The organism is Lysinibacillus sp. NPDC093688, from assembly GCF_050280145.1.
GTDB lineage: Bacteria > Bacillota > Bacilli > Bacillales_A > Planococcaceae > Lysinibacillus > Lysinibacillus xylanilyticus_B.
The window spans coordinates 21,106-45,960 of sequence record NZ_JBNNUX010000007.1 but is presented as its reverse complement, the minus strand read 5'-3'; the positions used below and the strand labels follow the sequence as shown (position 1 = coordinate 45,960).

The 24,855-nt window shown below is 36.0% G+C and carries 22 protein-coding genes, 2 pseudogenes and 1 other annotated feature; of the genes and pseudogenes, 6 read left to right on the top strand and 18 right to left on the bottom strand.

Annotated elements, in window-relative coordinates:
* Positions 1-687: 687 nt before the first annotated feature.
* Complete coding sequence (locus tag ACQKN2_RS08025) at positions 688-1,443, bottom strand: SDR family NAD(P)-dependent oxidoreductase (RefSeq protein ID WP_427414498.1); 756 nt, start codon at positions 1,441-1,443, stop codon at positions 688-690.
* An 8-nt stretch (positions 1,444-1,451) separates the two neighbouring features.
* Positions 1,452-2,399: an MBL fold metallo-hydrolase gene (locus ACQKN2_RS08020; RefSeq protein WP_427414497.1), complete on the bottom strand. Its 948-nt coding sequence runs from the start codon at positions 2,397-2,399 to the stop codon at positions 1,452-1,454.
* Positions 2,400-3,212: 813 nt separating this feature from the next.
* Between ACQKN2_RS08020 and proC the strand changes: the two genes are divergently transcribed.
* Positions 3,213-4,019, top strand: coding sequence for a pyrroline-5-carboxylate reductase (gene proC, locus ACQKN2_RS08015; protein ID WP_427414496.1), 807 nt, complete (start codon positions 3,213-3,215; stop codon positions 4,017-4,019).
* Between the two features lie 45 nt (positions 4,020-4,064).
* Positions 4,065-5,075, top strand: coding sequence for an NADPH dehydrogenase NamA (namA, locus tag ACQKN2_RS08010; protein WP_427414495.1), 1,011 nt, complete (start codon positions 4,065-4,067; stop codon positions 5,073-5,075).
* A gap of 169 nt (positions 5,076-5,244) precedes the next feature.
* Here namA and ACQKN2_RS08005 read toward each other — a convergent pair whose 3' ends face one another.
* From ACQKN2_RS08005 to ACQKN2_RS07995, 3 genes are all read right to left on the bottom strand, one after another.
* Entirely contained in the window at positions 5,245-5,430 is a 186-nt protein-coding gene (locus tag ACQKN2_RS08005; RefSeq protein WP_427414494.1) for an Imm51 family immunity protein, read from the bottom strand.
* Positions 5,431-5,556: 126 nt separating this feature from the next.
* Positions 5,557-6,492 (bottom strand): alpha/beta fold hydrolase, encoded by a 936-nt coding sequence (locus ACQKN2_RS08000; RefSeq protein ID WP_427414493.1) that lies wholly within the window; start codon positions 6,490-6,492, stop codon positions 5,557-5,559.
* Between the two features lie 86 nt (positions 6,493-6,578).
* On the bottom strand, positions 6,579-6,992 hold the full coding sequence (locus ACQKN2_RS07995; RefSeq protein WP_400909271.1) for a GNAT family N-acetyltransferase: 414 nt from the start codon (positions 6,990-6,992) through the stop codon (positions 6,579-6,581).
* 413 nt (positions 6,993-7,405) lie between these two features.
* Positions 7,406-7,669: a binding site (T-box leader), on the bottom strand.
* Between the two features lie 252 nt (positions 7,670-7,921).
* Here ACQKN2_RS07995 and ACQKN2_RS07990 point away from each other — a divergent pair.
* On the top strand, positions 7,922-8,761 hold the full coding sequence (locus ACQKN2_RS07990) for a tyrosine-type recombinase/integrase (RefSeq protein WP_427414492.1): 840 nt from the start codon (positions 7,922-7,924) through the stop codon (positions 8,759-8,761).
* Between the two features lie 109 nt (positions 8,762-8,870).
* Here ACQKN2_RS07990 and ACQKN2_RS07985 read toward each other — a convergent pair whose 3' ends face one another.
* The 8 genes and pseudogenes from ACQKN2_RS07985 to ACQKN2_RS07950 form a co-directional block, all read right to left on the bottom strand.
* The gene (locus ACQKN2_RS07985; protein ID WP_427414491.1) at positions 8,871-9,536 is read right to left on the bottom strand and encodes a zf-HC2 domain-containing protein; all 666 of its coding nucleotides are present in this window, start codon (positions 9,534-9,536) and stop codon (positions 8,871-8,873) included.
* The gene (locus ACQKN2_RS07980; RefSeq protein WP_427414490.1) at positions 9,523-10,017 is read right to left on the bottom strand and encodes an RNA polymerase sigma factor; all 495 of its coding nucleotides are present in this window, start codon (positions 10,015-10,017) and stop codon (positions 9,523-9,525) included. Before ACQKN2_RS07980 ends, ACQKN2_RS07985 begins: the two co-directional genes overlap by 14 nt.
* A 575-nt stretch (positions 10,018-10,592) precedes the next feature.
* Positions 10,593-11,573 (bottom strand): alpha/beta fold hydrolase, encoded by a 981-nt coding sequence (locus ACQKN2_RS07975; RefSeq protein ID WP_427414616.1) that lies wholly within the window; start codon positions 11,571-11,573, stop codon positions 10,593-10,595.
* A 186-nt stretch (positions 11,574-11,759) separates the two neighbouring features.
* On the bottom strand, positions 11,760-13,127 hold the full coding sequence (locus tag ACQKN2_RS07970; RefSeq protein WP_402998017.1) for a sensor histidine kinase: 1,368 nt from the start codon (positions 13,125-13,127) through the stop codon (positions 11,760-11,762).
* Positions 13,124-13,798 carry a response regulator transcription factor gene (locus tag ACQKN2_RS07965; RefSeq protein WP_427414489.1) on the bottom strand — a complete coding sequence of 225 codons (675 nt, stop codon included), beginning with the start codon at positions 13,796-13,798 and terminating at the stop codon, positions 13,124-13,126. Before ACQKN2_RS07965 ends, ACQKN2_RS07970 begins: the two co-directional genes overlap by 4 nt.
* Before the next feature lie 385 nt (positions 13,799-14,183).
* Positions 14,184-14,439: pseudogene (locus tag ACQKN2_RS07960) on the bottom strand (GNAT family N-acetyltransferase); the annotation flags it as partial.
* Between the two features lie 172 nt (positions 14,440-14,611).
* Positions 14,612-15,082, bottom strand: a pseudogene (locus tag ACQKN2_RS07955) (glycosyltransferase); the annotation flags it as partial.
* A gap of 266 nt (positions 15,083-15,348) precedes the next feature.
* Positions 15,349-15,639, bottom strand: a complete 291-nt coding sequence (locus ACQKN2_RS07950) for a hypothetical protein (RefSeq protein ID WP_427414488.1) — start codon at positions 15,637-15,639, stop codon at positions 15,349-15,351.
* 379 nt (positions 15,640-16,018) lie between these two features.
* Here ACQKN2_RS07950 and ACQKN2_RS07945 point away from each other — a divergent pair, with 379 nt between their 5' ends.
* Both ACQKN2_RS07945 and ACQKN2_RS07940 read left to right on the top strand, forming a co-directional pair.
* A complete protein-coding gene (locus ACQKN2_RS07945) occupies positions 16,019-16,702 on the top strand; it encodes a hypothetical protein (RefSeq protein ID WP_427414487.1) in 684 nt (227 codons plus the stop codon).
* 430 nt (positions 16,703-17,132) lie between these two features.
* Positions 17,133-17,441, top strand: a complete 309-nt coding sequence (locus ACQKN2_RS07940; RefSeq protein ID WP_427414486.1) for a hypothetical protein — start codon at positions 17,133-17,135, stop codon at positions 17,439-17,441.
* Positions 17,442-17,978: 537 nt separating this feature from the next.
* Here ACQKN2_RS07940 and ACQKN2_RS07935 read toward each other — a convergent pair.
* Complete coding sequence (locus ACQKN2_RS07935; protein ID WP_427414485.1) at positions 17,979-18,524, bottom strand: hypothetical protein; 546 nt, start codon at positions 18,522-18,524, stop codon at positions 17,979-17,981.
* A 514-nt stretch (positions 18,525-19,038) separates the two neighbouring features.
* Positions 19,039-20,601, bottom strand: a complete 1,563-nt coding sequence (locus tag ACQKN2_RS07930; protein WP_427414484.1) for a glycoside hydrolase family 10 protein — start codon at positions 20,599-20,601, stop codon at positions 19,039-19,041.
* Between the two features lie 659 nt (positions 20,602-21,260).
* Here ACQKN2_RS07930 and ACQKN2_RS07925 point away from each other — a divergent pair.
* A complete protein-coding gene (locus tag ACQKN2_RS07925; RefSeq protein ID WP_328010908.1) occupies positions 21,261-21,449 on the top strand; it encodes a DUF4177 domain-containing protein in 189 nt (62 codons plus the stop codon).
* A gap of 668 nt (positions 21,450-22,117) precedes the next feature.
* Here ACQKN2_RS07925 and ACQKN2_RS07920 read toward each other — a convergent pair.
* The 3 genes from ACQKN2_RS07920 to ACQKN2_RS07910 form a co-directional block, all read right to left on the bottom strand.
* Positions 22,118-22,978 (bottom strand): alpha/beta fold hydrolase, encoded by an 861-nt coding sequence (locus ACQKN2_RS07920; protein WP_427414483.1) that lies wholly within the window; start codon positions 22,976-22,978, stop codon positions 22,118-22,120.
* A gap of 162 nt (positions 22,979-23,140) precedes the next feature.
* Positions 23,141-23,467 (bottom strand): DUF5713 family protein, encoded by a 327-nt coding sequence (locus ACQKN2_RS07915; protein ID WP_427414482.1) that lies wholly within the window; start codon positions 23,465-23,467, stop codon positions 23,141-23,143.
* A 493-nt stretch (positions 23,468-23,960) separates the two neighbouring features.
* A complete protein-coding gene (locus ACQKN2_RS07910) occupies positions 23,961-24,842 on the bottom strand; it encodes a LysR family transcriptional regulator (RefSeq protein WP_427414481.1) in 882 nt (293 codons plus the stop codon).
* Between the last annotated feature and the right edge of the window lie 13 nt (positions 24,843-24,855).

Genomic DNA, 24,855 nt, shown 5'->3' with positions numbered 1-24,855 from the left:
TTTATACATTCAACTAAAAGTTTATACACGAATAGTATCATGTTATAAAAATAAAAACAAGTGTATTTTTATAAATTAATAGACTTTTATGTTTATTGTAAAAAGTGTGTCATTCCAATACTTTAAGTGCTTGTACAAACGATGAATATTTTTACTCGGAAAAACGTTTTTTTACTCGCAACATGAATGTATATAATATAAACTTTAGGAAAGTAAAAGGTTCTTCGGCAAACTAGGGGTTGATTTCCGTTCCAGCTGTGCGCTTTCTATAGGCGTCGGAGCAACAAATGTTTTCTATGCGAAAACTAGCGCTAACTTAGCGGCAGGTTGTTTTTTGCGCGAATGGACACCCTTGCACTTAGCTAGTGGTTCGCATATCCTAACGCCCACAGCGAACTTTCATCACCTAGTTGACGGACTTGCCGGCATACAAAAAAGAGTTGTCTCAGCGCAAGAGACAACTCTTTTCTTAATATCGAAAAACAAAATGATCTAGGTAATCTTTGTGAACTGTTTTAGTCTTCGTTTTTATAGGAATACTTTGAAGATTTATCGAAACAAAATCGCCCTTTATCGAAACTATTTGAGCTTTTATCGAAACAAAATCTCATTTTATCGAAACTTTTTGGGCTTTTATCGAAAAACAAGCTCTTTCTTTCAAAGAAATCTTAGACATTTGGTTTTTCGTTACTTCTTATTAAAAAATGATTTACCTAGAAATTCAACGGTTGCAGGTGCTATTGCATATAGCTTGCTTGTTAAACCCATGATCCGTGGTAAATTAACTTCTCGGACAGGGCGCTCGATTGTTTTTATCGTAGCTTGTGCCACTTCTTCAGCGGTTAATAAAAATTTTCCTAAAGACTCTCGATAGCCACTTTCATCACTCGCCTTGTCTAAAAATGGTGTATCGATTGGACCTGGATGTATCGCTGTGACTTTCACATTATACGGAGCTAGTTCCATGCGAAGCCCATTTGTAAAGCCAACAATCGCATGCTTAGTAGCAGCATAAACGCTAGCCTTAGGTGTCGCTACCTTTCCTGCTTGTGAGCCGATGAAGATGAGCTGACCTTGCTGACGTTGTATCATAGGGGTCGCTAAACGTTTTGCTAAATACATCGGTACAGTGACATTTAACTCAACCATTTGTCTAATAGCATCATCAGATAAGTCAGGTGCCATGCCAAATTTACCTACCCCGGCAGAAAGAATAGCTACATCAAGAGGCGGTAGCTGAGCACATACTTTATCTATTGTAGTAATATTAGTTAAATCTGCTTGGATCACGTTTGCGCCTACACGCTCTAATGCTTTCAATGCCACTGTATTGCGTCCTGTCGCATAAACCGTATGACCTTGTACTACTAATAATTCTGTAATTTTTAGTCCAACACCACTTGTTGCACCGGTCACGAAGATAGTCTTTTTATTCACGCTCATGTTTACACCTACTTCCTTTGAAATAAATAAATACCTTCTTCGGTTTTTGTAGATGTAATCAAATTGTTGGCCTCTAAGTAATCTAAATAACCGAGCGTTTTAGACAGTGTCAGACCAAGCTGACGTTGAAAAATTGCTGGGTAAAAACGCTTCGTTACTTGTACAGCAGTTAATGATTCATCACCAAATAATTCGCAAACCTTCAAAGCTTGTTGATGCTGGCGTTCTAATCGTTTATCAATTAAATCAGGAATATTCTGCAATTCTGCACCATGTCCTGTATACATTGTTTTAACTGGTAATCCTCGTAATATTTCTAGCGATTCATTATATTGTAGTATTGATTTCGTACGTCCTAATGTACGGTCTAGTGGTGGCTCAATTAACGGGTTTGGCGTTATTTTTTCAAGCAATAAATCTCCACCTATTACATGATGCGTTTTTTCATCCCAGAAAATTAAGTGGCTTTGTGCGTGTCCTAACGTTTCAATAGCCTTTAATCCAGGATGTCCTGGTACTTCATCCCCATCGTTAAGAATTTGTGATAATGGTCGTTCACCTACAAGCTCTATTTCACGGCGGACATGTACACTCGGCTGGATATATTCTTGAGGAACACCGTGCTCAAATAAGCGTTCACTGTAAAACTGCACATGGTAACGTAAAAAATCCTCGTCATGACTAAGCCATTTATCGTTATAGGCATGCCCTAAAATCTCTGCGTTTGGAAAGGCATCCACCCAACCTGCATGATCTGGATGATGATGGGTTAACACAACCTGTTCAATATCTCTCATGTCATAGCCAGCTGCGCGAATACCCCATTTTAGCGCATCATAGGCTTCCATTGTTTTTGGACCAACATCAAAAATTGTCAATGCATCGCCTTTGACAACAAATGCATTTACATCTCCTACATCATAGGGTGTTGGTATTTCTATTTTATATGTAGACAAAAGCTGTTTCCCCCTTTTATGCAACTAGTGAATACTGATTCATTCTATTTTACAAGTTTTTCTTCTTTTCGTCACCCTTCTGTTGACAGGTTGACGTATTACCAATATAATTTTGAATAATCTAATTATTTTTATGCGTTGATGAAGCCAAGTACGTAATTGGTGAAGGTGTCTTAGAGAGTGTTACATTTGCTGAAAGTAACATCACCCACTCCCATTACCGAACCTACTTCTGAGCAGTTATGAAAACATAACCGTTCCCCTTGCGATAAAAGGGCTATGAGTTGTGCCAATTGGCAAACAAAGGTGGTACCGCGGAAACAACAGCGTTTTCGTCCTTCTATATAAGGACGAGAGCGCTTTTTTTTATCTTCATTCTGCAAATATCTTGGTAGCGAAAGCGAAACGCCAGCTACAGAAGAGACTCCCACCTTTAAAGATGGTGAGATGAATGCATATGTAGTTCCTTTTCAGTGAGTGTCCAAACACAAACTGAAATAGAGGAACTCAGTCTAAGAACGCCACGTCCTGTGACGACGAATGAGTGACCAACATCACGTTGGCCCAAAGCCTCCGGCGGATGTCACGGATTTTCAAAGGAATGAATATAAGGATGTTAGCCTAAAACCGTCGCTTCCTGCGACAATGGCTAACTGACCTGCGTCGTGCAGGCCTTAGCACAATTCAAAATCCGGACGCGTTGTTTATCTGCGCGAAAGCGAAGCGGCAGCGGCAAATGTTTTCTGTAGCGAAAGCAAAGCGACAGCTACAATTACGCCAAGGCGAAATTGAATTTGAACTGGAGGTTTTATCATGAAAAAAATACTATTTATTGGTGCAGGCTCTATGGCAGAGGCATTGATTCAGGGCTGGATTAAACAAAAGGTATTTACAGCACAAGAAATTTACGTCACCAATCGCTCAGACAAAGAACGCTTACAATTTTTGCACGACACATATGGTGTAAATGGCCATTTTGATGATGATATTTATCAGCACGCTGATTTAATCATTTTAGCGATGAAGCCTAAAGATGCCATTGCAGCGATGCGTGAGCTAAAACCTAAAATTACAGAACAATCTGCCGTTCTTTCTATTTTAGCCGGTATCGCTATTACTACTATTATAGAACATTTAGGTGATCGCCCAGTCGCACGCGTTATGCCTAACACTTCTGCTACGATTGGAATGTCTGCTAGTGGAATTGCATTTAATGACAAAGTGACTGCAGAACAGCGCTCCACTTTCTTACAGCTTTTAAAAGCGGTTGGTTCAGTTATTGAGGTGGATGAAGATCAATTACACGCTGTAACGGCACTTTCAGGGAGTGGCCCAGCTTATATTTATTATTTAATGGAGGCATTTGAACGGGTTGGTACAAAGGTCGGTCTCTCGAAGGATACAGTACGACTATTAATGACGCAAACACTTGCCGGTACTGCAGAAATGCTGAAGCAATCCGTCGATGAACCTGATGTCTTACGCCGTAAAGTCACAAGTCCGGGTGGTACAACAGAAGCTGGAATAAAGGCCCTTGAACAATATCAATTTATTGAAGCGATAGAAGCATGTATTAAAGAAGCTGAAGCTCGATCCCGTTCACTTGCAAATAGTAAATAATGGGTGCAAAATGAAGTATATCACTAGGGATTAGGGGGCTTTATTTTGGCAAAATTATTCGAACCTTATCAATTACAAAATATCTCTTTAAAAAATCGTGTTGTGATGGCACCGATGTGTATGTATTCGGCACAGGATGATGGGCTAGTCACACCATTCCACCAAGTACATTATGCAACTCGGGCTGCTGGTCAAGTTGGTTTAATCATTGTCGAAGCTACTGGTGTTGTACCAGAAGGTCGTATATCTAGTAACGATCTCGGAATTTGGGATGATGCTCATATCGAAGGTTTAAGTCAATTAGTTCAAGGAATGAAGGCTTACGGGGCAAAAACCGGTATCCAGCTTGCACACGCTGGACGTAAAGCAACTGTAGATGGAGAAATATTTGCACCATCAGCCATTGCATTTAGCGATGCTTATAAAACGCCGACTGAGATGACAATAGAAGACATTGATTATGTAATAGAAGCATTTAAGCAAGCAGCTATTCGAGCAACTAAAGCAGGCTTCGATGTTCTAGAAATCCATGGAGCACATGGCTATTTAATTAGTGAATTTTTATCACCAGCAGCGAATAAACGCAATGACCAGTATGGTGGCTCTCAAGAAAATCGTTATCGATTATTACGTCAAGTCATCGATGCTATTCGTAGTGTTTGGGAAGGTCCTTTACTTGTGCGTGTTTCCGCTGAAGACTATGCAGAAGATGGTACTACAATGGATGACTTTATCGTCTTCAGTCGCTGGATGAAATCACAGAGTGTCGATTTAGTAGATGTTTCTACAGGTGGTGTTGTGCAAGCTCGTATAAATGTTTTTCCAGGCTACCAAGTACCTCATGCTGAAGCGGTTAAGCATGGTGCTGATATTCCAACTGGAGCGGTCGGCCTTATTACAACAGCCATTCAAGCAGAGGAAATTTTACAAAACAATCGTGCTGACTTAATTTTCCTAGCACGTGTTCTTCTTCGTGAGCCCTATTGGCCACTTCATGCTGCCAAGGATTTAGGAGAAGAAGTTCAACCTCCAGTGCAATACGTACGTGGCTGGTAAAAATAAAGGGATAGTGGCTATTCACCATCATGTAAAAAACAGCTTGTTGATTTATGTTAACAAGCTGTTTTCATTCAATAAAGAGGATTTTGTTTAATTTCTTCATTAATTGTCTTCACTAACGCATGTTTCGCCCAAAAAAATTTTAAACAATCTGAAAATAAACCCTTCAATCCAATTCTGCACGAGAAAATAAATCCGTAATAGTAGATTCATCTTCACACGTATTTTTAAATGAAATGGCAAACTTCTCTAATGCTTTTTTATCGAAGGAATATGCACAAAACATGCTAGCTTCGGAATCAAACTTGACAATACCGGAGTAAGGTTTTCCATTAAAACTAAATTTCCGCATATACGCCTAAATAAAGTCCTTGGCAAAGTATGTCATTAGCTAGTTCATTCCATACAGTGGCAGAATCAAATCCCTTAATCCTCCGGGGGATATTACAGACGTTACAGAAATCAACAGCCTGTAAACCTAATTCTGCTTTTTGAGACTTATCAAAGACTGATTAAACTTGACTGACTCTTCCCACTGGGGAAAATGACTTGAATTTTCGAACCAAATGAGTTTTTTAGGTGTTGTTATTGTGTGATAGTAATCCTCTACTAATGAAGAAGAAACATGCTGATCATGACGCCCCTCAAAAAACGTAATAGGGACATCGAAACTCTTGTATTCACTAAAATCAATTTCCATGAGCTCTTGCCACAAAAATTGTATAGATTGTAGACTCCCTTTTTCGCGATTGATTAAATCTTTAAACGTGTACTTTGATGAAAAAATGAAATCCTTTACCAATTGATTGTAATTGCTTTTTCCATATAAAGAATATTTGTATCGAACCACTAATTTAGTAACAAATAATAAATCGTTTAACCAATCTTTTTGAGTCAATGAAAGGTCAATATTTTGTAATCGCTGAACAATCTTGTTTTGATTTCGTTTTTGACTTTCATTCAGAACAAAATCATATTGACACTTCAAACCTTTTTTCATGTTAACTACTTGACCACAACCAAAATAACTATGTACTAGCTGGGGATATTTTTTAATGAAAATTAAGCCTAGGACACTTCCCCACGAGTGCCCTAAAAGGTAAACTTTTTCTTGTTTAAACGTTTCTAACAAATAATGAATTAAACTGTATAGGTCTTCTATATAAGTTTCAATAGATATTTGTTCCTCTCCCGAAAATGTATAGTAAGATTTCCCAGCCCCTCTTTGTTCCCAGACTACAACATTAAACACTTTTCCAAGTTCTGAGTTATATTTATAGATCAGTGGTAAAGCGGCATCACCTGGACCACCATGCAAATACACTAAAAGAGGTAGATTATTATTTTCACCAAAAATGGAAATAAATTGTTTTGAAGAACCTATTTTTATATAGTTTGAGACTTGAGTTTTCATTTTCTTCTCCTACCTTACTATCTCCGTATCGCCCTCGGTCGCCTTTAATAAGTAACCATATTCAGCGTCCTCATAACAATTGAATCTTAAAGTTTTTTTGTGTAATAGTATCGCTTACCCGTTAGCGGATAATCATTGAGTACAAATTCTTCTGTATAGCCTAGCTTCACGTAAAAATCAGGTGCTTGAAAACTAAAAGTATTTAGGGAGGCATATTTGCATCCTCTTTTAATAGCAATCTTCTCAGCTTTACGCATCAACTCCGTACCAATATGCTGTCCACGAAGTTTTTCACTTACCCATAAATACTCTACTTCTAACCAATTTCCATGTGTATCACCAATCAACCCCGCAACTCTATTTCCTTCTTCATCTTCTACAAAAAGACCAATATCTTTTACTAACTTATCTTCAATGTTATCAAGATTGTATTTTAATAATTCTTGAATAATATGTTCTTTTTCTTCTTCAGTGACCTTTTCGGATTCAATGTATTTCATTTATTCGACCCCTTTATACGATTTTAATAAGTTTCCTAATACCTTAATACAGCACTTCTGCCCTTTACTATACTGGCAGAAAATTCCACTAACAACAAAATACATAACATAGTAAAGTGTGATTCAAGACTGTTTAATTAACTGTTTAAAGAAAAAGCACCTTTTTAAAATTTTCCTGCCGTTTTACACCTGATACAGCTTTTAATGCCAATAACCCTAATAAGAAGAAGGCAAATGAACCTATTAACCCCACAGGACGGTTAATTTAGTGCGATTAGGTAAACCCATGCACCCACATTTGAAATGCCTATTCCTCCAAATAGTATTGAAGGATACTTCCATCTAGACATAATCACCACTCCTATTTTATTTTTTTAAAACAAAATAAAAAAACTCACCCCCAAGATATTTATCTTGGGGGCGAGTCATATCGCGGTGCCACCCCAGTTCATTTCTGCATTGCTGCAGAAACCTTATCGAGTACGGCTTTGTAAATAAATCACATGCTATACTCTATCTCTTTAACGTGAGAATACGTTGCATCATCATTGTTCCTACAAACAAATCCTATGCACAGCTCAAAGACTTGTTTCAACACATTTCCTATCCCTCTTTTTCAGCTACCAGAGGTCTCTGTAGATAGTACGTATGTTTACTTTTCTTTTCATAGCTTTTTATATGTAATTTTGTAAATTTTATACTATTCCAAACTAAAATTCAATACAAAAAGTATATCACTAATCATTTCTATGACAAATATAGAATTATTTTCATTTATAGTATTGGTGTTACAGAAATTATTTACTTCATGCATACCACAACTATTCTTATTGAGCTAACCTGCTTCGTTAGTAAAATCACTCCTATGTCTAGAATTCTATTAAGTTGGCAATAATCCCTTTTATATTACTATTTTAGGGGGAATGGAATTGTTACTGTCAAAAGCATGGACTTTGTTTGAAGCGGATAAACGAATAGAGGGCTTCTCGTCACAAACACTGAAGGCCTACAGGTTACAGTCTTTTCTATTAATTGGTTATTTTAAGGATATAGAGATGGATTTGCTTGACACCAATCAACTGAAGGGATATCTTGCTATATCCGGCAAGCACTTAAAACCAACCAGTCTTGCACACCGTATTCGCTTTATGAAATCATTTTTTCTTTGGTCTCATGAAGAAGGATACATGAGTAAGAATCCAACTTCCAAAATTAAAGAACCGAAAGTAGGAAAGCGGATACCCAAGTATTTAACCGAACGGGAGATTGAACATCTTCGTGAATCCTGTCATTCCGCAATGGAAAAAGCGATTTTCGAATTCATGTTTTCTACTGGTTGCCGAATTGGAGAAATAGTTGCGTTAGAAAAGAACCATATTAATTGGTCCAATCAATCCGCAATCGTTAGAGGAAAAGGTGATAAGGAAAGGGAGGTTTATTTTAATACGCGTTGTGACATATGGCTTAAACGTTATATTGAAAGCCGTACTGACAATAATCCTGCCATCTTTGTGACTGTAAGGCAGCCACATAAAATGAGTGTTGCCCAGATGCGATACATCATCAAGCAGATATCAAATCGTGCTGAAATCAATAAAGAAATTCAGCCACACCAACTTAGACACAGCTATGCAACTCATTTGTTGAACAATGGAGCTCCCATAGAAGTCATACAAAGTCTTATGGGGCACGAGAAAAGCGAAACAACTAGGATCTACGCTCAATTAAGCGGGAGGCTAAGGAAAGAATATTATCAGAAGTACTTTTAAATGTAAAAGGAGCAATGTCTTAAAAGACTTTGCTCCACTTGACTAAAGCACCCCGTTAGTTTAAGTACATTCTTTCACAAAGAACAATTCTAAATTCTCATAATTTGTTTTATTTCTCCCAAATCAATACCGCTCGTTCTAAAATTGAATCCCAAGAATCTTTTCCAGCAGTAATTTTTTCAATATCGAATTCTGCATAGTACACCGCATCAACGTTTTCACTTTCAGGAAGATTAGAGGTATATTCTCGTTCATTATTTTCATTATTAATAAGGTTTCTTGAAAGGTTTCTTGAAGGCGAATCGGCAATTGTTTTTGTGTAATAAATAAAACTCACAATCTTTTTTTCTCCATCAATTTCAAGACCAAAAGGAAATGTTTCGTGAACCCCTGAATAACCTTTACCATAATAATGAGAAACCAGTTTATTATCACTTTGCTTTTCAATTTTGATTAGATTCTTTGAATACGGGATAACAGTTTCATAACCAAAAACATAAGCATACACTCCAAATAAAATAAAAGCCGTTGCTAAAACAGAAATGATAGAAATTTTCAATTTTTTATTACGCCATTTTTTATTAATCTTTTTAAAAATAGGGGCCTTATTTTCTGCTGGAATAAACAGTTCACGTCTCATTGATTCAAATTCTTTTTGACATTTTTCACAATGCAATAAATGCTCCTCTATCATTTCTTTTGTATCTTGGCTAACTACCTCATCTATATAGAGAGGTAAAACATCCTGTATAATTGTACATTTAGTTTCTCTCATATTCCATCTCCTCCATATAATCGATAATTTGTTTCCTCGCTCTATAAAAAGTCACCCTTGCCCATCCAGCACTTTTCCCAAAGAGACGCCCTATTTTCTCAAAAGGCAATTCACCAAAGGTACGGAGTGAAAAGACTTCCTTATATGGTTCATTCATCGAGTGAAGAAACTGATGAACTGTGAAGGCATCTTCTTCATTCATCAAGTGCTTTACAATTTGAACTCCTGTCATTGCTGCTTCTTTTTCTTCTAAATCGATTTGCTTCTTCTTTTTTTTGTAGTGCGAGAAGTATGTATTTTTTGCAATTGTAAAAAGCCAATCTCGAATATCTTTAGAACCATCGAAATTTTCAATTGCCTTCATCGCTTTAAAAAAAGCTTCTTGCGTAATTTCTTCAGCTATACTTTCATCATTGCTTAAAGATTTGATAAATAAATAAACTTCTTGAAAGTATTCGCGATAGATTTCCTCAAAGTCCATTCTTTTCACCTCCCTCACTTATATAACTCATAGAATTTAATTACGTTACAAAAATTTAGAACTTATTTACACTTAGAGCCATATATAATTTTCTCAATCACCAATCTCTAACTAATTTAGGTTCACCATAATGTAGATAATACTCATCAAAAAATAAGCATATTCGAAAGAATATACCTGTATCATTTATTAACAATAACACTATTCGCTTTTGATATGATTCACCGCGACTAATATTAAATTCATTCCTAAAAACAGAATTCCTTATTGAACTAATCTGCCCCTTTAGTTGAAGAAGAAAAAAGAGCTGTCTGGACAGCCCAATGATCTTCAAGTAAAGTACCCGTTAGCCATCCATGAAGTGCAAAAATCAGCACTTCACCACAGAAAATGAAAGAGGATTAAGTTCTTTCATGGGAGTTTATATGAAAATGAAACCCAATGTCTTTCAGGCGAAAGTATAATCTTGGTTTGGAAATATACAACTGTTTGGACATAAAAAAGACCATCGAAATGATGGTCTTGCAGACTGTAGACAAATGCATAAAATAACGGATGAACCTTTCTCTGAACACTTACTTTACTTCTTTCATAAATAGTCTAACGTTTTCAGCGATTTCTTTGAATTTGGTATGGTGTAAATAATGTGATCCATCCATGGTTACTACTTTTCCATGTACCGAGTCTTTGATCTGCCCTTCATGCAGAGGTATCCATCCTGCTACATCTTCATTATTCGCTTGTACAAAGAGAAGAAGTGGAAGACATTTAGGGAAGGTTAAACCTTGAGCCCCTTTAAAATTAGACGAAATATGGTCCATCTCATTCAAGGTTGTGTCATTATACATGTTTTTATTCGAAATCATTTTCATTTGCTCTACGGTTTTTTCATCGAATGCCAGTCCAGCATAGGGGTCAGCACTGATTTTCATAGTCAATCTTAAGAGACCTGATTTTTTGAGATATGCAAACGTTTTTAATGGGAAATTGATATCCATACCCGGTTGTGTTGCAACACTGCTATCGATTCCAACAAATGCAGTCACCTCGTTTGGATATTTGTTCACATAATCAATTCCATAAATGCCTGTAATGGAGTGGCCCATGAGCATGTATCTGTTAATATTAAGCTGCTGTAGAGCTTCATGAACTTCACTTACCATATTCTCAGTTGTTCGCTCTTTTACAGTTTCATCACTTAATCCATAACCGAAAGGCTCTACCGCAACAACTTTGTAAAATGGAGATAATTCATCGATAAGAAGCTTAAAATCAAGCCCTGGAGTAGCTGTTCCATAACCAGGCAGGAGCACGATCGTTTCCTCGCCCTCGCCTTGAATTAACACATTCATGTTTTTCCCGTCTACAGATACGTGCTGCCCGTAGGGCACTATTCGTTTTTGCTCCGAATGACTACTCATCACATTTGCGATATAAACAATACCTAAAAAAAGTACAATGGCTAGAACGATTGCTCCTATGATTTTAAGTAAGATGTTTCGCACTTTCTTTATTTTCATTCCACTCCGCGTTTTCTTTTCCTCTTGTTGTGTCACTGTTATCTTCTCCTGTCCTGATCTGTTTGTTTGCCTTCCTTCATGTGCCTGTAATGAAATCTTAACCAATGAAGATGTACTCCCCATGACGACAATATGAACTGAATATGAACTGTCAAAAAAAATGCTACGGCTCTATATGCAAGTAAGCTTGCATATGAGTCGTAGCATAGAGAATGAATCTAACTAATCTGTTGGTGTAGTGATTGGCAAGGTGACAATGAAGGTCGTTCCTTGACCAGGTTCACTTTTCACTCGGATGTCACCTTGATGAAGCGACACGATCTGTTTAACGATAGCGAGTCCCATACCACTTCCGTCATACTTACGACTGTGGGAACGATCGGCCTTAAAAAAACGCTCGAATATACGCTTCTGGTCGTCAAGGTGAATACCAATACCAGTGTCGGATATTAGGATTGTCACGTTTTTGATATTTTGTTTGATGCTTACGTTAATCACGCCGGCATCCTCGGAAAATTTGATGCTATTTCTGAGGATATTCGTCCATACCTGATTTAACAGGTCATGATCAGCCGTTACTTTAACTGTCTGTAAATCAAGCTCGAAATGTATATCGCGAGCGGACCATTGTGGCTGGAGCGCCACGATTATCCGTCGGATTTGTTCATCGAGGCTGAGCGTGACGAACCGCAGTTGCTTTGACTGCGATTCAAGCAAACTCAGCTTTAGCAGGCTATCGCTCATTTTGGACATCCTTTTCGCTTCAGCGATGATAATATCAAGATAACGGCTTCGTTCGTATTCTGAAAGGTCAACTTGCTTAAGCACTAGAGCATAACCGGATATCGAAGTGAGCGGAGACTGAACCTCGTGCGACACGTTCGTTACGAATTCCCTGCGCATCTGCTCAAGTTGCTGCAGATCGTGCATCATTTCTTCGAAGCTGCGAGCCAAAGTACCCAGCTCACTCGTTTGCTTAATATTCAACTTGACGTTGAAATCTCCAGATGCTATCCGCTTAGTCGCTTTTGTCAGCTTTTTGATCGGTCTTACCAGGAATACAGAGGCAACTAGAATCAATAAGCTTCCTGCAATCAACGAACATATTGCAAAGATCAATGCCCACTTTGTGACAAAAGAGGCTGAAGGAGGTGCGAGCGCTTCCAAAAATATCGCTTTCGTTCCCATTTCCGTTTTCAACGGCAACCCTAAGAGGACCGTGGCAATACCATTAGGAGTGTCCTGAACAACACCTCCATCTAATACTTTCTTTAGTTGCTCCATTGTCACAGGCGCAGTTTTGTGTCCGTGAAGTTTACCGTAAGACTTGAACTGACCCGTTGCTTCATAAATTCGAATATAATAAGAATCGAGCTGCTTCATTTCACTTACGAACAAGTCCGCTTCACGTAACGGAAGGGTCTTGTAAATCCGGACGATGTCTTGGCCAAAGTTACGTAAGTTGATTTGAGCGTTTTCGTTCAATTTATCTTCGAATATCCAAGTTGACACCAAAAAAGAAATGATCGTGCCCCCGATGATGGAGACTAAAAATGTCATGACAACACGTATATATAAGGATCTGATCATTCATAAACCTCAAGTCGATACCCAAGCCCGCGCACCGTTTCGATCCGAAAATCGGGTGTTGTCGCGAACCGTTCACGCAGGCGTTTAATATGTACGTCTACCGTTCGATCATCTCCGGCGTAATCGATACCCCAAATCTGATCGATCAACTGCACGCGCGTATAGACTTGTCCGGGTGTTCCAGCGAGCTTATACAGCAATTCGAACTCCTTTAGCGGCAACGTAAGCGACTCCGTCCCTTTCTTCACCTTATAGGTCTGTCGATCAAGGATGACGTTCCCGAAATGGATCGTCTGCGTGGAGCCAATCTTGTATCGTTTGAGTAGTGCCCTAACACGAACCGTCAACTCTAACGGATCGAATGGTTTGGTTAAATAATCGTCCGTCCCAAGTTCGAAACCTTTCACTTTCTCCCATGTTTCTCCTCTCGCAGTCAGCATAAGTAAAGGTAGATCAGGATTGGCTCTTCGGAGCTCCTTGCATAACGTCCAACCATCCATACTCGGCATCATAATGTCAAGTACGACAAGATCGACATTCGTTGAGGTGTAGACGGCCAGTGCTTCCTTGCCGTCCGCTGCTTCAGCTGTTGCGAATCCGTCGTTGCGTAGAAATAAACAGACGAGTTCGCGAATGTTCGCATCGTCGTCAGCAACTAATATAGTATGCATCGGTTCCCTCTTTTCCCTGTTTTCCACCGCATTATTTCAAGTAATGATTATACTATAAATTAACACGTATGTTGATTAACCAAAGAATACAGTTTCTTGAATTATCGACCTGTAGAATTCAAGTGTTTCTTTCAAACTAATTTGCCACTCAATTGACAAGGCTTCACAAAGAAACAGGCGTGTGAAACCTGCAAATGACAAGCGTTTGTTTTGTCTTTTGGCCTTGTGCACGAAGAAATTTCAGCAAAGCATAGGCAATTATGGCTGTGAATAACTGATTGAACAACGCATTGGATGTTGTGTCAAACAATACGGGAACGTTCAAATTCAGCTTAATCCAGCGGAAAAATGATTCAATTGCCTAGCGCGATTTGTACATGGCAGCGATTCCTTCGGACAGATAGCTTGCTAGAACACATATTCCACAAACTACTCCAGTAATTACACCCTGAAATAACACGTCCCATACTCACTAATTATTTTTCATCAAATACGTAAATGGCGTATCAACTTTGATTGCACATTCGTTCCAAATCATTACTTGTTAATTTAAGTGAATTCCATCATAAAGATTCATATAGGTTTAGTAATTAGTCGAAGTTATTAGGGTGTTCTGTCGTATAATTTATATATATTAACATATAATTACCTCCTGATTTTTGTATATTATAGTTCTACATCGACACATAATATATAACTTTTTCTCATTGCTTATTGAACTAACCTGCTCCGTTAGTTCAATAAAGAAAAAAAGAGCTGCATATGCAACTAAATAATCTTTAAGTAAAGCCCTCCGTTACTTTAATAAGAAGCTTCGTCATTTATTCTATTTAAATCTTCAGTTGCGATATTTTGTGAAAGACGTTCTAATGTTTGATCGAATGATAGTTTCATTTCTGCAAAAGATGTACATGAGTTGATTGCCGGAAGCTTTAGGATTTTGGCAAGTAAATGACCACAACCAAACATAGAATCGTGGATGATGTAATCAAAATGCTCTCCTTTAATCTGTTCAAGTACGCTAGAGATAACGATATCTGCAGTCAGTAAAAGTCCATTGACCCTTTCGAGCAAATGATTTCTTCCGCCTGAAATAAAGGCTTTTATAAATTTTTGGCCATCAAATGTTCGTACAGTAGCTCCCGTTTTCTCAATACGCTCCCGAAAAGCTTCTATCGTAAAGAATACGACCTCTTCTCCTCGCGAAATTAATTCCTGCACAACGCAAATTGTTGGATTGATATGTCCTTCTGATCCAGCATTAATAAATAAAACACGTGCCAATTCTACCACTCCTTAGGTAAAGATACTTTCAAGATGGTGTAAGAGTAATGGATACTGCCTTTTTTATGGTAGCTTCTCGTCTTATCCTGATCGTTGTAAGTGCGATCAAAATCTAATTAATTGTTTAGGTAATACAAGTAGTCCTGGTGCTATTCTCATGGCAGGAGCATACAAAATAAAAATGGGACAAAACTGTTAAATTAGAAATATCTTAATAAATAATAAAATCAAGCCTATACATATAGGCTTGATTTTTAATTTTATTCTTATTTTTCTGACATTCCATAAGCAAATAGTAAAAGGAAAGTACACACTAAAATAAATAAATTTGCTATTACTCCAATACTCCCAATTAATAACTTAAATTTGTTTGGTTTAGTTAACCACAACGATATACTACTAAGTATAAGACCGAAGATTGAAGAAATTATAAAAATAGGAATGCCAAGGGAAGGTTGAAAATCAGGTCCTCTTAATATATAAAATGTAGTAATACTTAGTAACACAGGTAGTAAAGACAAAGCTCCTAAAATAACCCCAGTTTTGCTTTTATCCAAAATCACCAATCCCTCCTGTTTATATTTCCTATATTACACCAATTTTGATATGTTTTACAAATAACACAAAAATCAATCTGTCCTAGGGGAATCCCGGAATATTAAACGTTACATACTTAGGTTAGGCGTCTCAATAATATAGTTCTAAAATGACTGTTTCCTGGACCGACACCAAAATAATCGTGTCCAAATGCGATTGAGAAGGTGCATTTTGGTTTATCTGCCCTCCTTCATTAAGAATTGATAAACATTTTAAGCCTTGAATCTTAATCCTTTATGTAATTTTATTTTAAAGTTGTTTTTTTATGATTTCACTCTTCTATATTCAATGAAAGAGCAATTAAAACTCTTTTAATACAATAGAAAAGGAGGTGTTGAAATGGCACAACAAAATTGGGGATTAGAAAACGTAGCAGTTAAAGTAGCATCTGTGGCGGGTTTGAACTGGCTACCACAAGAACATTATGAACAGTTGAATAAACTGTTCAAACATCTAAAATTGGAAAACTATTTAGGTGAAAAAGTTATTGAGCAAAGTGCAATAGAACTGAAACTTGTGGGAGTAAAAGGTATTGTTCAAGAAGTAAAGTTTAGTGAACGTACAAAACTTGAAATTACTAGCGGAGATGGACTTCTATTCTTTGCTAAATTACTCCATACGGAAGAGGTAGAGAATGAAGATGGAACGTATAATCAACATTTAGTTGCAATTGAAGATGGTTTGATTATTGTCGAACGAATTGTGACGACAACTTCTAAAACAGTTGTAATAAGCGATCTTATTAAATCTTTAAATCTTGATGGACAGGATGTTTCCGCTCAAGCATGGTATGATAGTATTCCTTGTGTAGCAAATGGATGTTGTGCGTTTGCAGACGGGCCAATCCAATTAGAAAAGCCAGTTGTGTACAAATGGTGTGGAGCAAACTGCGGTAGTGGTACTCCTGTAAATGCAGCCGACAATTGTTGCCGAACTCACGATTACTGTTATTCTAGCTTCCCAAGTTACCCTAACCGCTGTTCTTGCGACCGAAACTTACAACTTGCTTTGGATGTTTCGTGAAATCAAAATTTAACTAAAGCACCCCGTTAGTTGAATAATCTAATAACACTCTAACTTGGTGACCCTGAAGTTAAAAACCACATAGCTAATAAAATCAACCAAATCACTGCTAAAACTATAATTAAACGCTTCATACTCAACCCCCTCTATCATATCCTTCTTCCACTAAACTGCGCCGTTAGTGAAAAAGCGATTGCTCTAATTGAACAATCGCCCCTGTTAGTTTAAGTGAATTTTCTCAAAAATGTATGATATTATACAGTTGAATAGAAAGACAAATTAGAATTTGGAGGTTCAATTTATTAGTAGATATGGGATATTCAAATTCAGTGTATTAGCTTCAAAGATTCAGAAGTTCGACTTTTGGTTGAATTAGCGAATAAAATCAAGAATTAACAACTTATAAATCTAAGTATTAGAAGGAGAACATATGGAAATATACAATATTAATTTGAATATTCATTATTCTGCTCCACAAGAAGTTTGGGATAAGTTGGAGCGTTTATATAGAGAAATGCCTAACTGGAACAACTTTGTAAACGGCTGTCCACAGTGGTATGGTTCAGATGGTAAATTGTTAGAAGTAAGTATTGAATCAAGTGGATTACAATTCTATGCTAAATTACCATCAGAAGAATGGAATGAATGGATTACATTATTTAAGAATAGAGCTACAAAATTATTGGGATATGAAGTTGGCGAACCAGAAGACGGTTTTGAATTTCACTATTATGATTAACCCTACAAATTCCAAGTTGTCCATAAGCTTAATTTTAAAATACATAAGACACTTCGGTGTCTTTTTTATATCATCGACAATTCTTCCAGTCACACCTAATTGCTATTCAACTAACCTGCCCCGTTAGTTCAATAAAGAAAAAAAGAGCTGCATATGCAACTCAATGATCTTCAAGTAAAGCACCCCGTTACTTCAATAAGGGGGCTCGTCAGATTTATGCGGATTTACAACGATAAGACTTCAATTTTATACACGATTTTATTCATCAAAGACGATGGTGCAACATTAATTCAAATGCTTCAAAACCTTTGCTATGACTGACTTTTAACAAAAGTGCATAAAATAACACATAAACAATGTTCATAAGATAAGCCACGAACGTTGATTTCACAACATTCGTGGCTTTTTGATGTGTTTCCAAACTTTCATTTGGGAACGTTATTAGGTTTAGTTATGTATACGTTATAAATCCTTGTTTCACTAATGCTACAGTTAGTTGAACAAAGTTTTGTGGTTTCACCTTGAAAACCAAATTAGTTAGCGAAGCATCTCTACCTTTACCTTTAGTTTTATATCCATAGGAAACCCTTCTTCTTCTACTAGATAAGATATGACATAAGCGCCTTCAGGGAATCCGTCAAATACCTTTTCATAACTTTCATTACTTTTTAAAGCACCAATTGCTATATTTGTTTCTTTATCTAGATTTTTAATTTTGTATAAAAAACTTTCAGTACCAATATTTAATAAGGTTATTTTAAATGGACTATCTCCAGAATGAGTAAAATAAGATTCACTTTGACCTATAGGAGACGTTATCTCTGCATCAATCGCAATAGGATAAAAACCTCTTATTGGTGCTACTTTCTCTATATCCGTGACATCTAAGATAACAGGTTCCTTTTTTACAACTTCTTTTACTTCTTCTGTCTTTTTAGTATTATCCTCTTTGCTAATTGTTTTGGAACGTTCAGTAGCCAACGATTCTGCTGTAGCTTCTGTGTTATCAGCTTCATCATTAATACAACCTGATAAAGCCAATGAACCTAATAAAATGCTTATGCAAAAATAACTTTTCAACATTTCCACCCCACTTAATATTATTAAAAAAGTTGCTTTAATAATACCACAAATGGATTTTATTGGTTTGTAACTATTTTAAGTCCCCAAAGCGTCGTTTGGTAATCTTTCATAAAAAGTTGTTATTCAACAATCTGGACCGATTGTTGAGCACAAGTTAAACATCATTGTTGAACTAACCTGCGCCGTTAGCACAATAAGAAAAAAGAGCTGTCTAAAACAGCTCAATGATCTTCAAGTAAAGCACCCCGTTAGTTTAATAAGAACTGTGACGCTTATACAACAATCGCGCCCGATTGTGTTGCTTTAAAATAAAGTTTGATCAAAAATTCTTCACAAGCCAGCATTTTACGATAAATAAAAAGAATCCATTTTGAAAAAAGATTGATCAAAATGGATTCTTATCCCTCAAATTTAAGATTGGTTTTTATAAAAAAGATCGATTATTTTCTACCAATAGGCTTTGGATCTACAGGTTTTTCTGGTTGCTCTGGCCCTTCAGGTGTTGGCTCTATTGCTACTGGTAAGGATTTCCGTCTTTTAGAACAAAAGCAGTTTTACTTTCCACACCTGTAGCAGATATAGACTTTATACCATATGTGTATACTTTACTATTATTTGCAATAGTATCTACATAAACAGTATTACCTTGTGTGTTATAAACCACGTCTACTATATTTTTAACGTCTTCATATGATCCTTCTTTTGTTCCATCAAATCGGTATATTACATATTTCCTTGGTTGAGTACTATTTTCATCTGTAATAGTAAGCTTCATGCCGAAAGACTCTTTATTCAATTTAACATCAGTTGGACATAAAGGTATTGCAGAGCCTTTCCAATAAATTGTAGGTGTTAAAGCTTTATAATTGTATAGTTGCTGATTTAGATAAGAAGCATATCCAAGAGCGTTATTGTTAATACTTCTTAGAGAAAAATGCATTTGTCCTTGAGCATTTTTATTTGCTCTGTTGGCGATTACTTGGCTGATAAGTTCCGTCTTATTATTCCATGCAGTATCAGAATCATTTCCAACTTTATGATTGGCCATGCCAATATATAAATTAACAGGATGGACTTTTGCGTACGTTTGAACTTCTCTTCCCCACCAATCTAATAAAACAGAGTAATTTGCTGCTTTATGATTTCTGGACCAATAGATTTGAGGAGCAATATAATCGATACTTCCATCTTTAATCCACTGTCTTGTATCAGCATAAAGATCATCGTAGTTACTCATTCCATTCGTGTTACTACCAGTAGAATCTTGCCCTTTGTTTCGCCAAATTCCAAACGGAGATATTCCATATTGAACATGAGGTTTAATTGCCTTAATGCTTGCATAAACCTTTTTTACTAATTGATTAACATTATTTCTGCGCCAATCTTCAATATTATTGAATGAGCCACCATACTTTTTAAAAGTTTGTTGATCTTGAAAAGTCTCTCCTTTTATTTTATAAGGATAGAAGTAATCATCCATATGTACAGCGTCGATATCATAGTTGCTTACTAATTCTTCTATGGTTGATAATAAGTAATTTTGAACTTCCGGCAAACCAGGATCTAAATAGTATTGTTTACCGTATTTCACTACCCAATTAGAATTTTTACGGGCTACATTATCGGCAGCAAGATTAGTCAAAGATTGCGAAGGCATAGTGACCCTATATGGGTTTACCCAAGCATGAAGTTCTAATCCTCGCTTATGTGCTTCGTCCAGCATTATTTGCAATGGATCAAAACCCGGATTGGTCCCTTGTGTATTGCCTGTTATATACGATGACCATGGAGCAAGCTTAGACGGGTACAGTGCATCATTTAATGGCTTAACTTGAAAAATAACTGTATTAAAGTTATCAGCTTTTAATTTGTCTAAGGTACTTTGAACCCATTGAGTATATTGGGTTTTACTCATACCTGCCTTCATATCAATATTAGATACTGTTGCAATCCAGGCTGCACGCATTTCATTTTGAGGTAGTGAATTAGCTGTAGCCTTTTGATTTGTAAAAACAGGAATAAGTAAAAGTAAAACAAAAAAAGTTACTAAGCACTTTCCAAAAAAAATTTTAAACATAAATAATGAAATCCCTCCTTTTAATTCTCAGCTATTAAAACCTAGCTGTTACTATAACCTAAGTAAATACCATTTCAGCCTATTCTATAAAAGTAGGAACTGATTTATCCTTCCAAAAAGTGTCTTACAGTAATTAGGTCTGTAGCATTTTGTCGGCAGGACCCTCTAGTGGTAATTTCAATTGTTTGCGAAGCTCGTAGGAAAATTTTATTCTGTTTCTTCGCTCACTATATAATACCACAAATCCCCAATTATTCTCCCTTCACCGGTAATTTCTATTTATTTAAATTCTTGACGCCAATTTTATGATAGCGTTGAATAGCAATCATTTGGTCAATTGTTAAGTTCGTTTGATAAAGTGGACCATACGGTGGAAGGATTGGAAGAAATTCTTCACAAGATAAACATCAGTTTTAACATAAATGTCCAATAAAAAAATCATCTCAAAGGATAACTAAAGAGATGATTTTTATCAAACTTTATTACAAATTATCAATCTTTATTATAAACGTTCAATCTTTTTTACAAAGTTACAGATTGTTGAATAAACAACTGCATAATGTCTACGTATTGTTCAATAAACTACATCAACAATTATGAAACTATCTTCTACTTTCTTCGTATATTAACTAAGTCAACTAATTCTCGAGGTGATAATAATGTACGAATACCATTTCGTTAAAGTGGAACTAAATACTTGGGGTAGTAAACCAAAAGAAGATTATCAAAATATAATTCACCAATACGCATCTGACGGATGGAGATTTGTTCAAATTTTTGCTCCTTCAACTAAAGGATATGGTTCCGCAGCCTATTTTGAATTAATTTTCGAGAGACCCCTTAATTAGATTTGAGGGGTATTTCTATTTTTGGGAACATAATGTAGAAATCTGTTTACTTAAACTCATCAGCTTTTTATCACTGATCAGTTTTGTTCTAATGTGCCTCATTTTTTGCATTACTTTTTATTAGACATTAATAATCTAATCTATTTTACAGCAAATGCTTATTCCTTTTGTGATTTCTTATTGAACAAACCTTCCTCGTTAATTTAAGTATTCTTCACAATACCACCTTAATATTAAAATAAATATCCTATTTTATTTAAAACTTTTATTCCGTTAAATGGCCCGATTGTTGAACACAAGTTAAACATTATTGTTGAACTAACCTGCCCCGTTAGCCATCCATGAAGTGCAAAAATCAGCACTTCACCACAGAAAATGAAAGAGGATTAAGTTCTTTCATGGGAGTTTAAGTACAATACTCACAAGCCCATACCGCTTTTAACACAAATTTCCAACTTCATTAGAGATTGTTATTCAATTTAATGGCCCGTTTGTTGAATTGTCATAATCCATCTTGTCAATGGTATCAAACCTTTTTACAAATTATCGGACTTTATTACAAATGATCAATCTTTATTTTAAATCTACACTTGGCCAGCCTGTCTGAAAAAGAATGGCCGATACTACAATTAGAAGGTTCCGGAAAAAATGATCGGACTTTAGAGTTACTAAACACTTAAAAAATCAACGATCATTTTCATTTCTAGATCTGGCATCATATGCATGTGTCCGCACCCTTTTAACATATGAGCCGTGTTATTTGGTATGATTCTTTGGGCTCTTGGTAATACTTTTTTCGCTGGAAATAAACAATCTTTTTCTGCTGCCATAATAAGCGTCGGTGCTTTACACTGTTGCATTAAATGTTCACTCACATTGGATGGCATCCCTACTTTTGTTTTCACATGATCAAAACTATCTTTCACCATATCTAAAGTATCTTTATCAAGAATTTCTTCTTTAATAGCCATAAATAAAGCTGTTTTTTTTATATATTTTTCTTTCTTCGTTAGTTTATATTTGAGTAGTGGTATCATCATTTTTACAGTACTGATTGGAAAGGCATTGTTAATACCTGATGGCACAATTAATACGGATTTTTTTACTTTCTCTGGTGCGGTACACATCAGTTTTGCCAGAACTCCGCCTCCAAACGAAGCCCCAAAACAAGCTATTTTATCAAATCCAAGCGCTGTTATAACATCACTTGCCCACTTTCCATAATCATAATTGCGAGGAGAGAGATTAACCTCATCACTTTTTCCAGGGTGGCCAATAATATCAACCGCATAAATATGAAAATCCTTAAGCAGGAATCTGTACATTAATAAATTATAGGCAGTCGTACTATTCCCTCCATGAAATACTAACAATGGTTCTCCCGATAGATTACCAGTTTCAATGATATGTGTTCTTCCAAAACGACTATGAACGTAAACATCCTTACATGTATATTCCAATTTCTTCAATTGAGCATCATAAAGTTTTAGTGACATTTCTCTTCCAAATTGTGTTTTGTATATACTCATTTAACCCTCTCTTATTAGTTATCTCATTCATTAATTTAATTATTGTGCAGATGTTCCAACCACCTGGCATCCAGATTTTTTCCCAAGTTACGCTTGAAAAAGGTTCTGTGACTGTACTTCCCTATCAGTAACTTCCCCAAAATGTCGTAAGAATCAAATTTTTCACCAATCTCGTTCTCTAAGAGCTTCTTCAATATCGATATCAATCTCAAAATATTGTAAAACTTTTTCTACTGTTAATGCGATTGAATCCCGTGCAACCGTTTCAATTTCACTGTCATTTTCATAAAACTCATTCTGCAGCTCATTGATCGCTATTGTCATTTCGTCTAATTTTTCTTGAATCTCTTCTATTGTATAAGTGTTCTCCTCAATAAAATGTACTACATTAACAATATGAGATTTAAGTTTATCTACTAAAAATGATGGAAAGAAAGAATCTTCATACATATCCTCTAGATAGTTAAATTCAGAATCAAGTTTCTTCACAATACTTCCTCCTTTGAAATCAAAGCTATTTATACATACTGTAAAGCTTGCCTTTCTACATTTTGTAGATATAGCCACACATCTTAAACAAGCATAAAAAATCTTTATTTTTGCGGTTAAAGTCTCTTAAAAGCCCAAGTCTGTTCAATTTGACTATCATTATTAATCATAACCATTACAACACATACTATAATTACCACAAATAGTTAAGTTTTTCCATAAGGATTATGTCATTGTTTTTTCCGGCTTTTCGATTTAAACGTTTTATGTATTGTTATAGCCAAGATGCAATAAGCTTCTTGGCTACTAATATTTTAAATTCTTTTATAAGTACACTTAAAACTCAATCATGCCATCTTCCATTTTGACTAACAGATTTATGCATGTCTTCTTATCACATCTTGATAGTTACTTCTCTATAAATGCATAGCGTCAGCATCACAGATCCTGTATCACAGACGTAATGAGCCCGAAAAATAGGAATGGTTTAATTTCACAAATAATCCCTCGTCTGAAATAAACATAATAACTCTTCTGGAACCCGGACCGAATCCTTATAAAAAAGGTATACAGGAACACTTGGTAAAGCTATTTCATCGAAGGGAACGATATTAAACCGACCTTCCATCCGCTCTCTTCTAACAATCATCCGTGGTAAAAATGACATACCTAGCCCATCTTTTATTAAGCGTTTTACCACATAGGATTGAGATATGGACACTTGTTTTGTAACTACATATTTTTCCTGTAGTTTATGTAATAGCTCCTTCCAAATAGTTGGATGATGGTTTGTAAATAAAGTGTAAGTTTGAAATAATTCTTCATATTCAATATAAGCTCCTGTCTCATCATCGAAAGCATCTAATGGAATAACCAATTCTAGAGGGCTCTCTACAAGAAGCTCTTGGTGCCAATGTCGATAACATGTTGGCAATAATGAAATACCAATATGCGCCTGATCACTATTTATTAAATCCTCAATTTTTGCTGAATCCTCCACTAAAATAGATATTTCGATAGAAGGATTTTCATTAATAAACTGATAAATAACATGAGGCAATATCGTTTCCACCATTAATGGAGTCATTGCAATAATTAGCTTTTCTTCAATTCCTTTAGTAGCTAACTGAAAACGTTCAATACTTTTATCCCATTGATGGATAATTTGCTGAGCTTCAATTAGAAAAAGCTGCCCTGCCTCCGTTAATTGCACACGGTTTTTCTCACGTTTAAATAATTTAACATTCAAAAATTGTTCTAATTGATGAATATGAACAGTGATACTTGGTTGCGATAAATGTAGTTCTTCTGCGGCCACTCTAAAATTACAAGATTTAGCTGCAACTACAAAAGACTGTATCCATTTATAATCCAATATCTCATCCCCT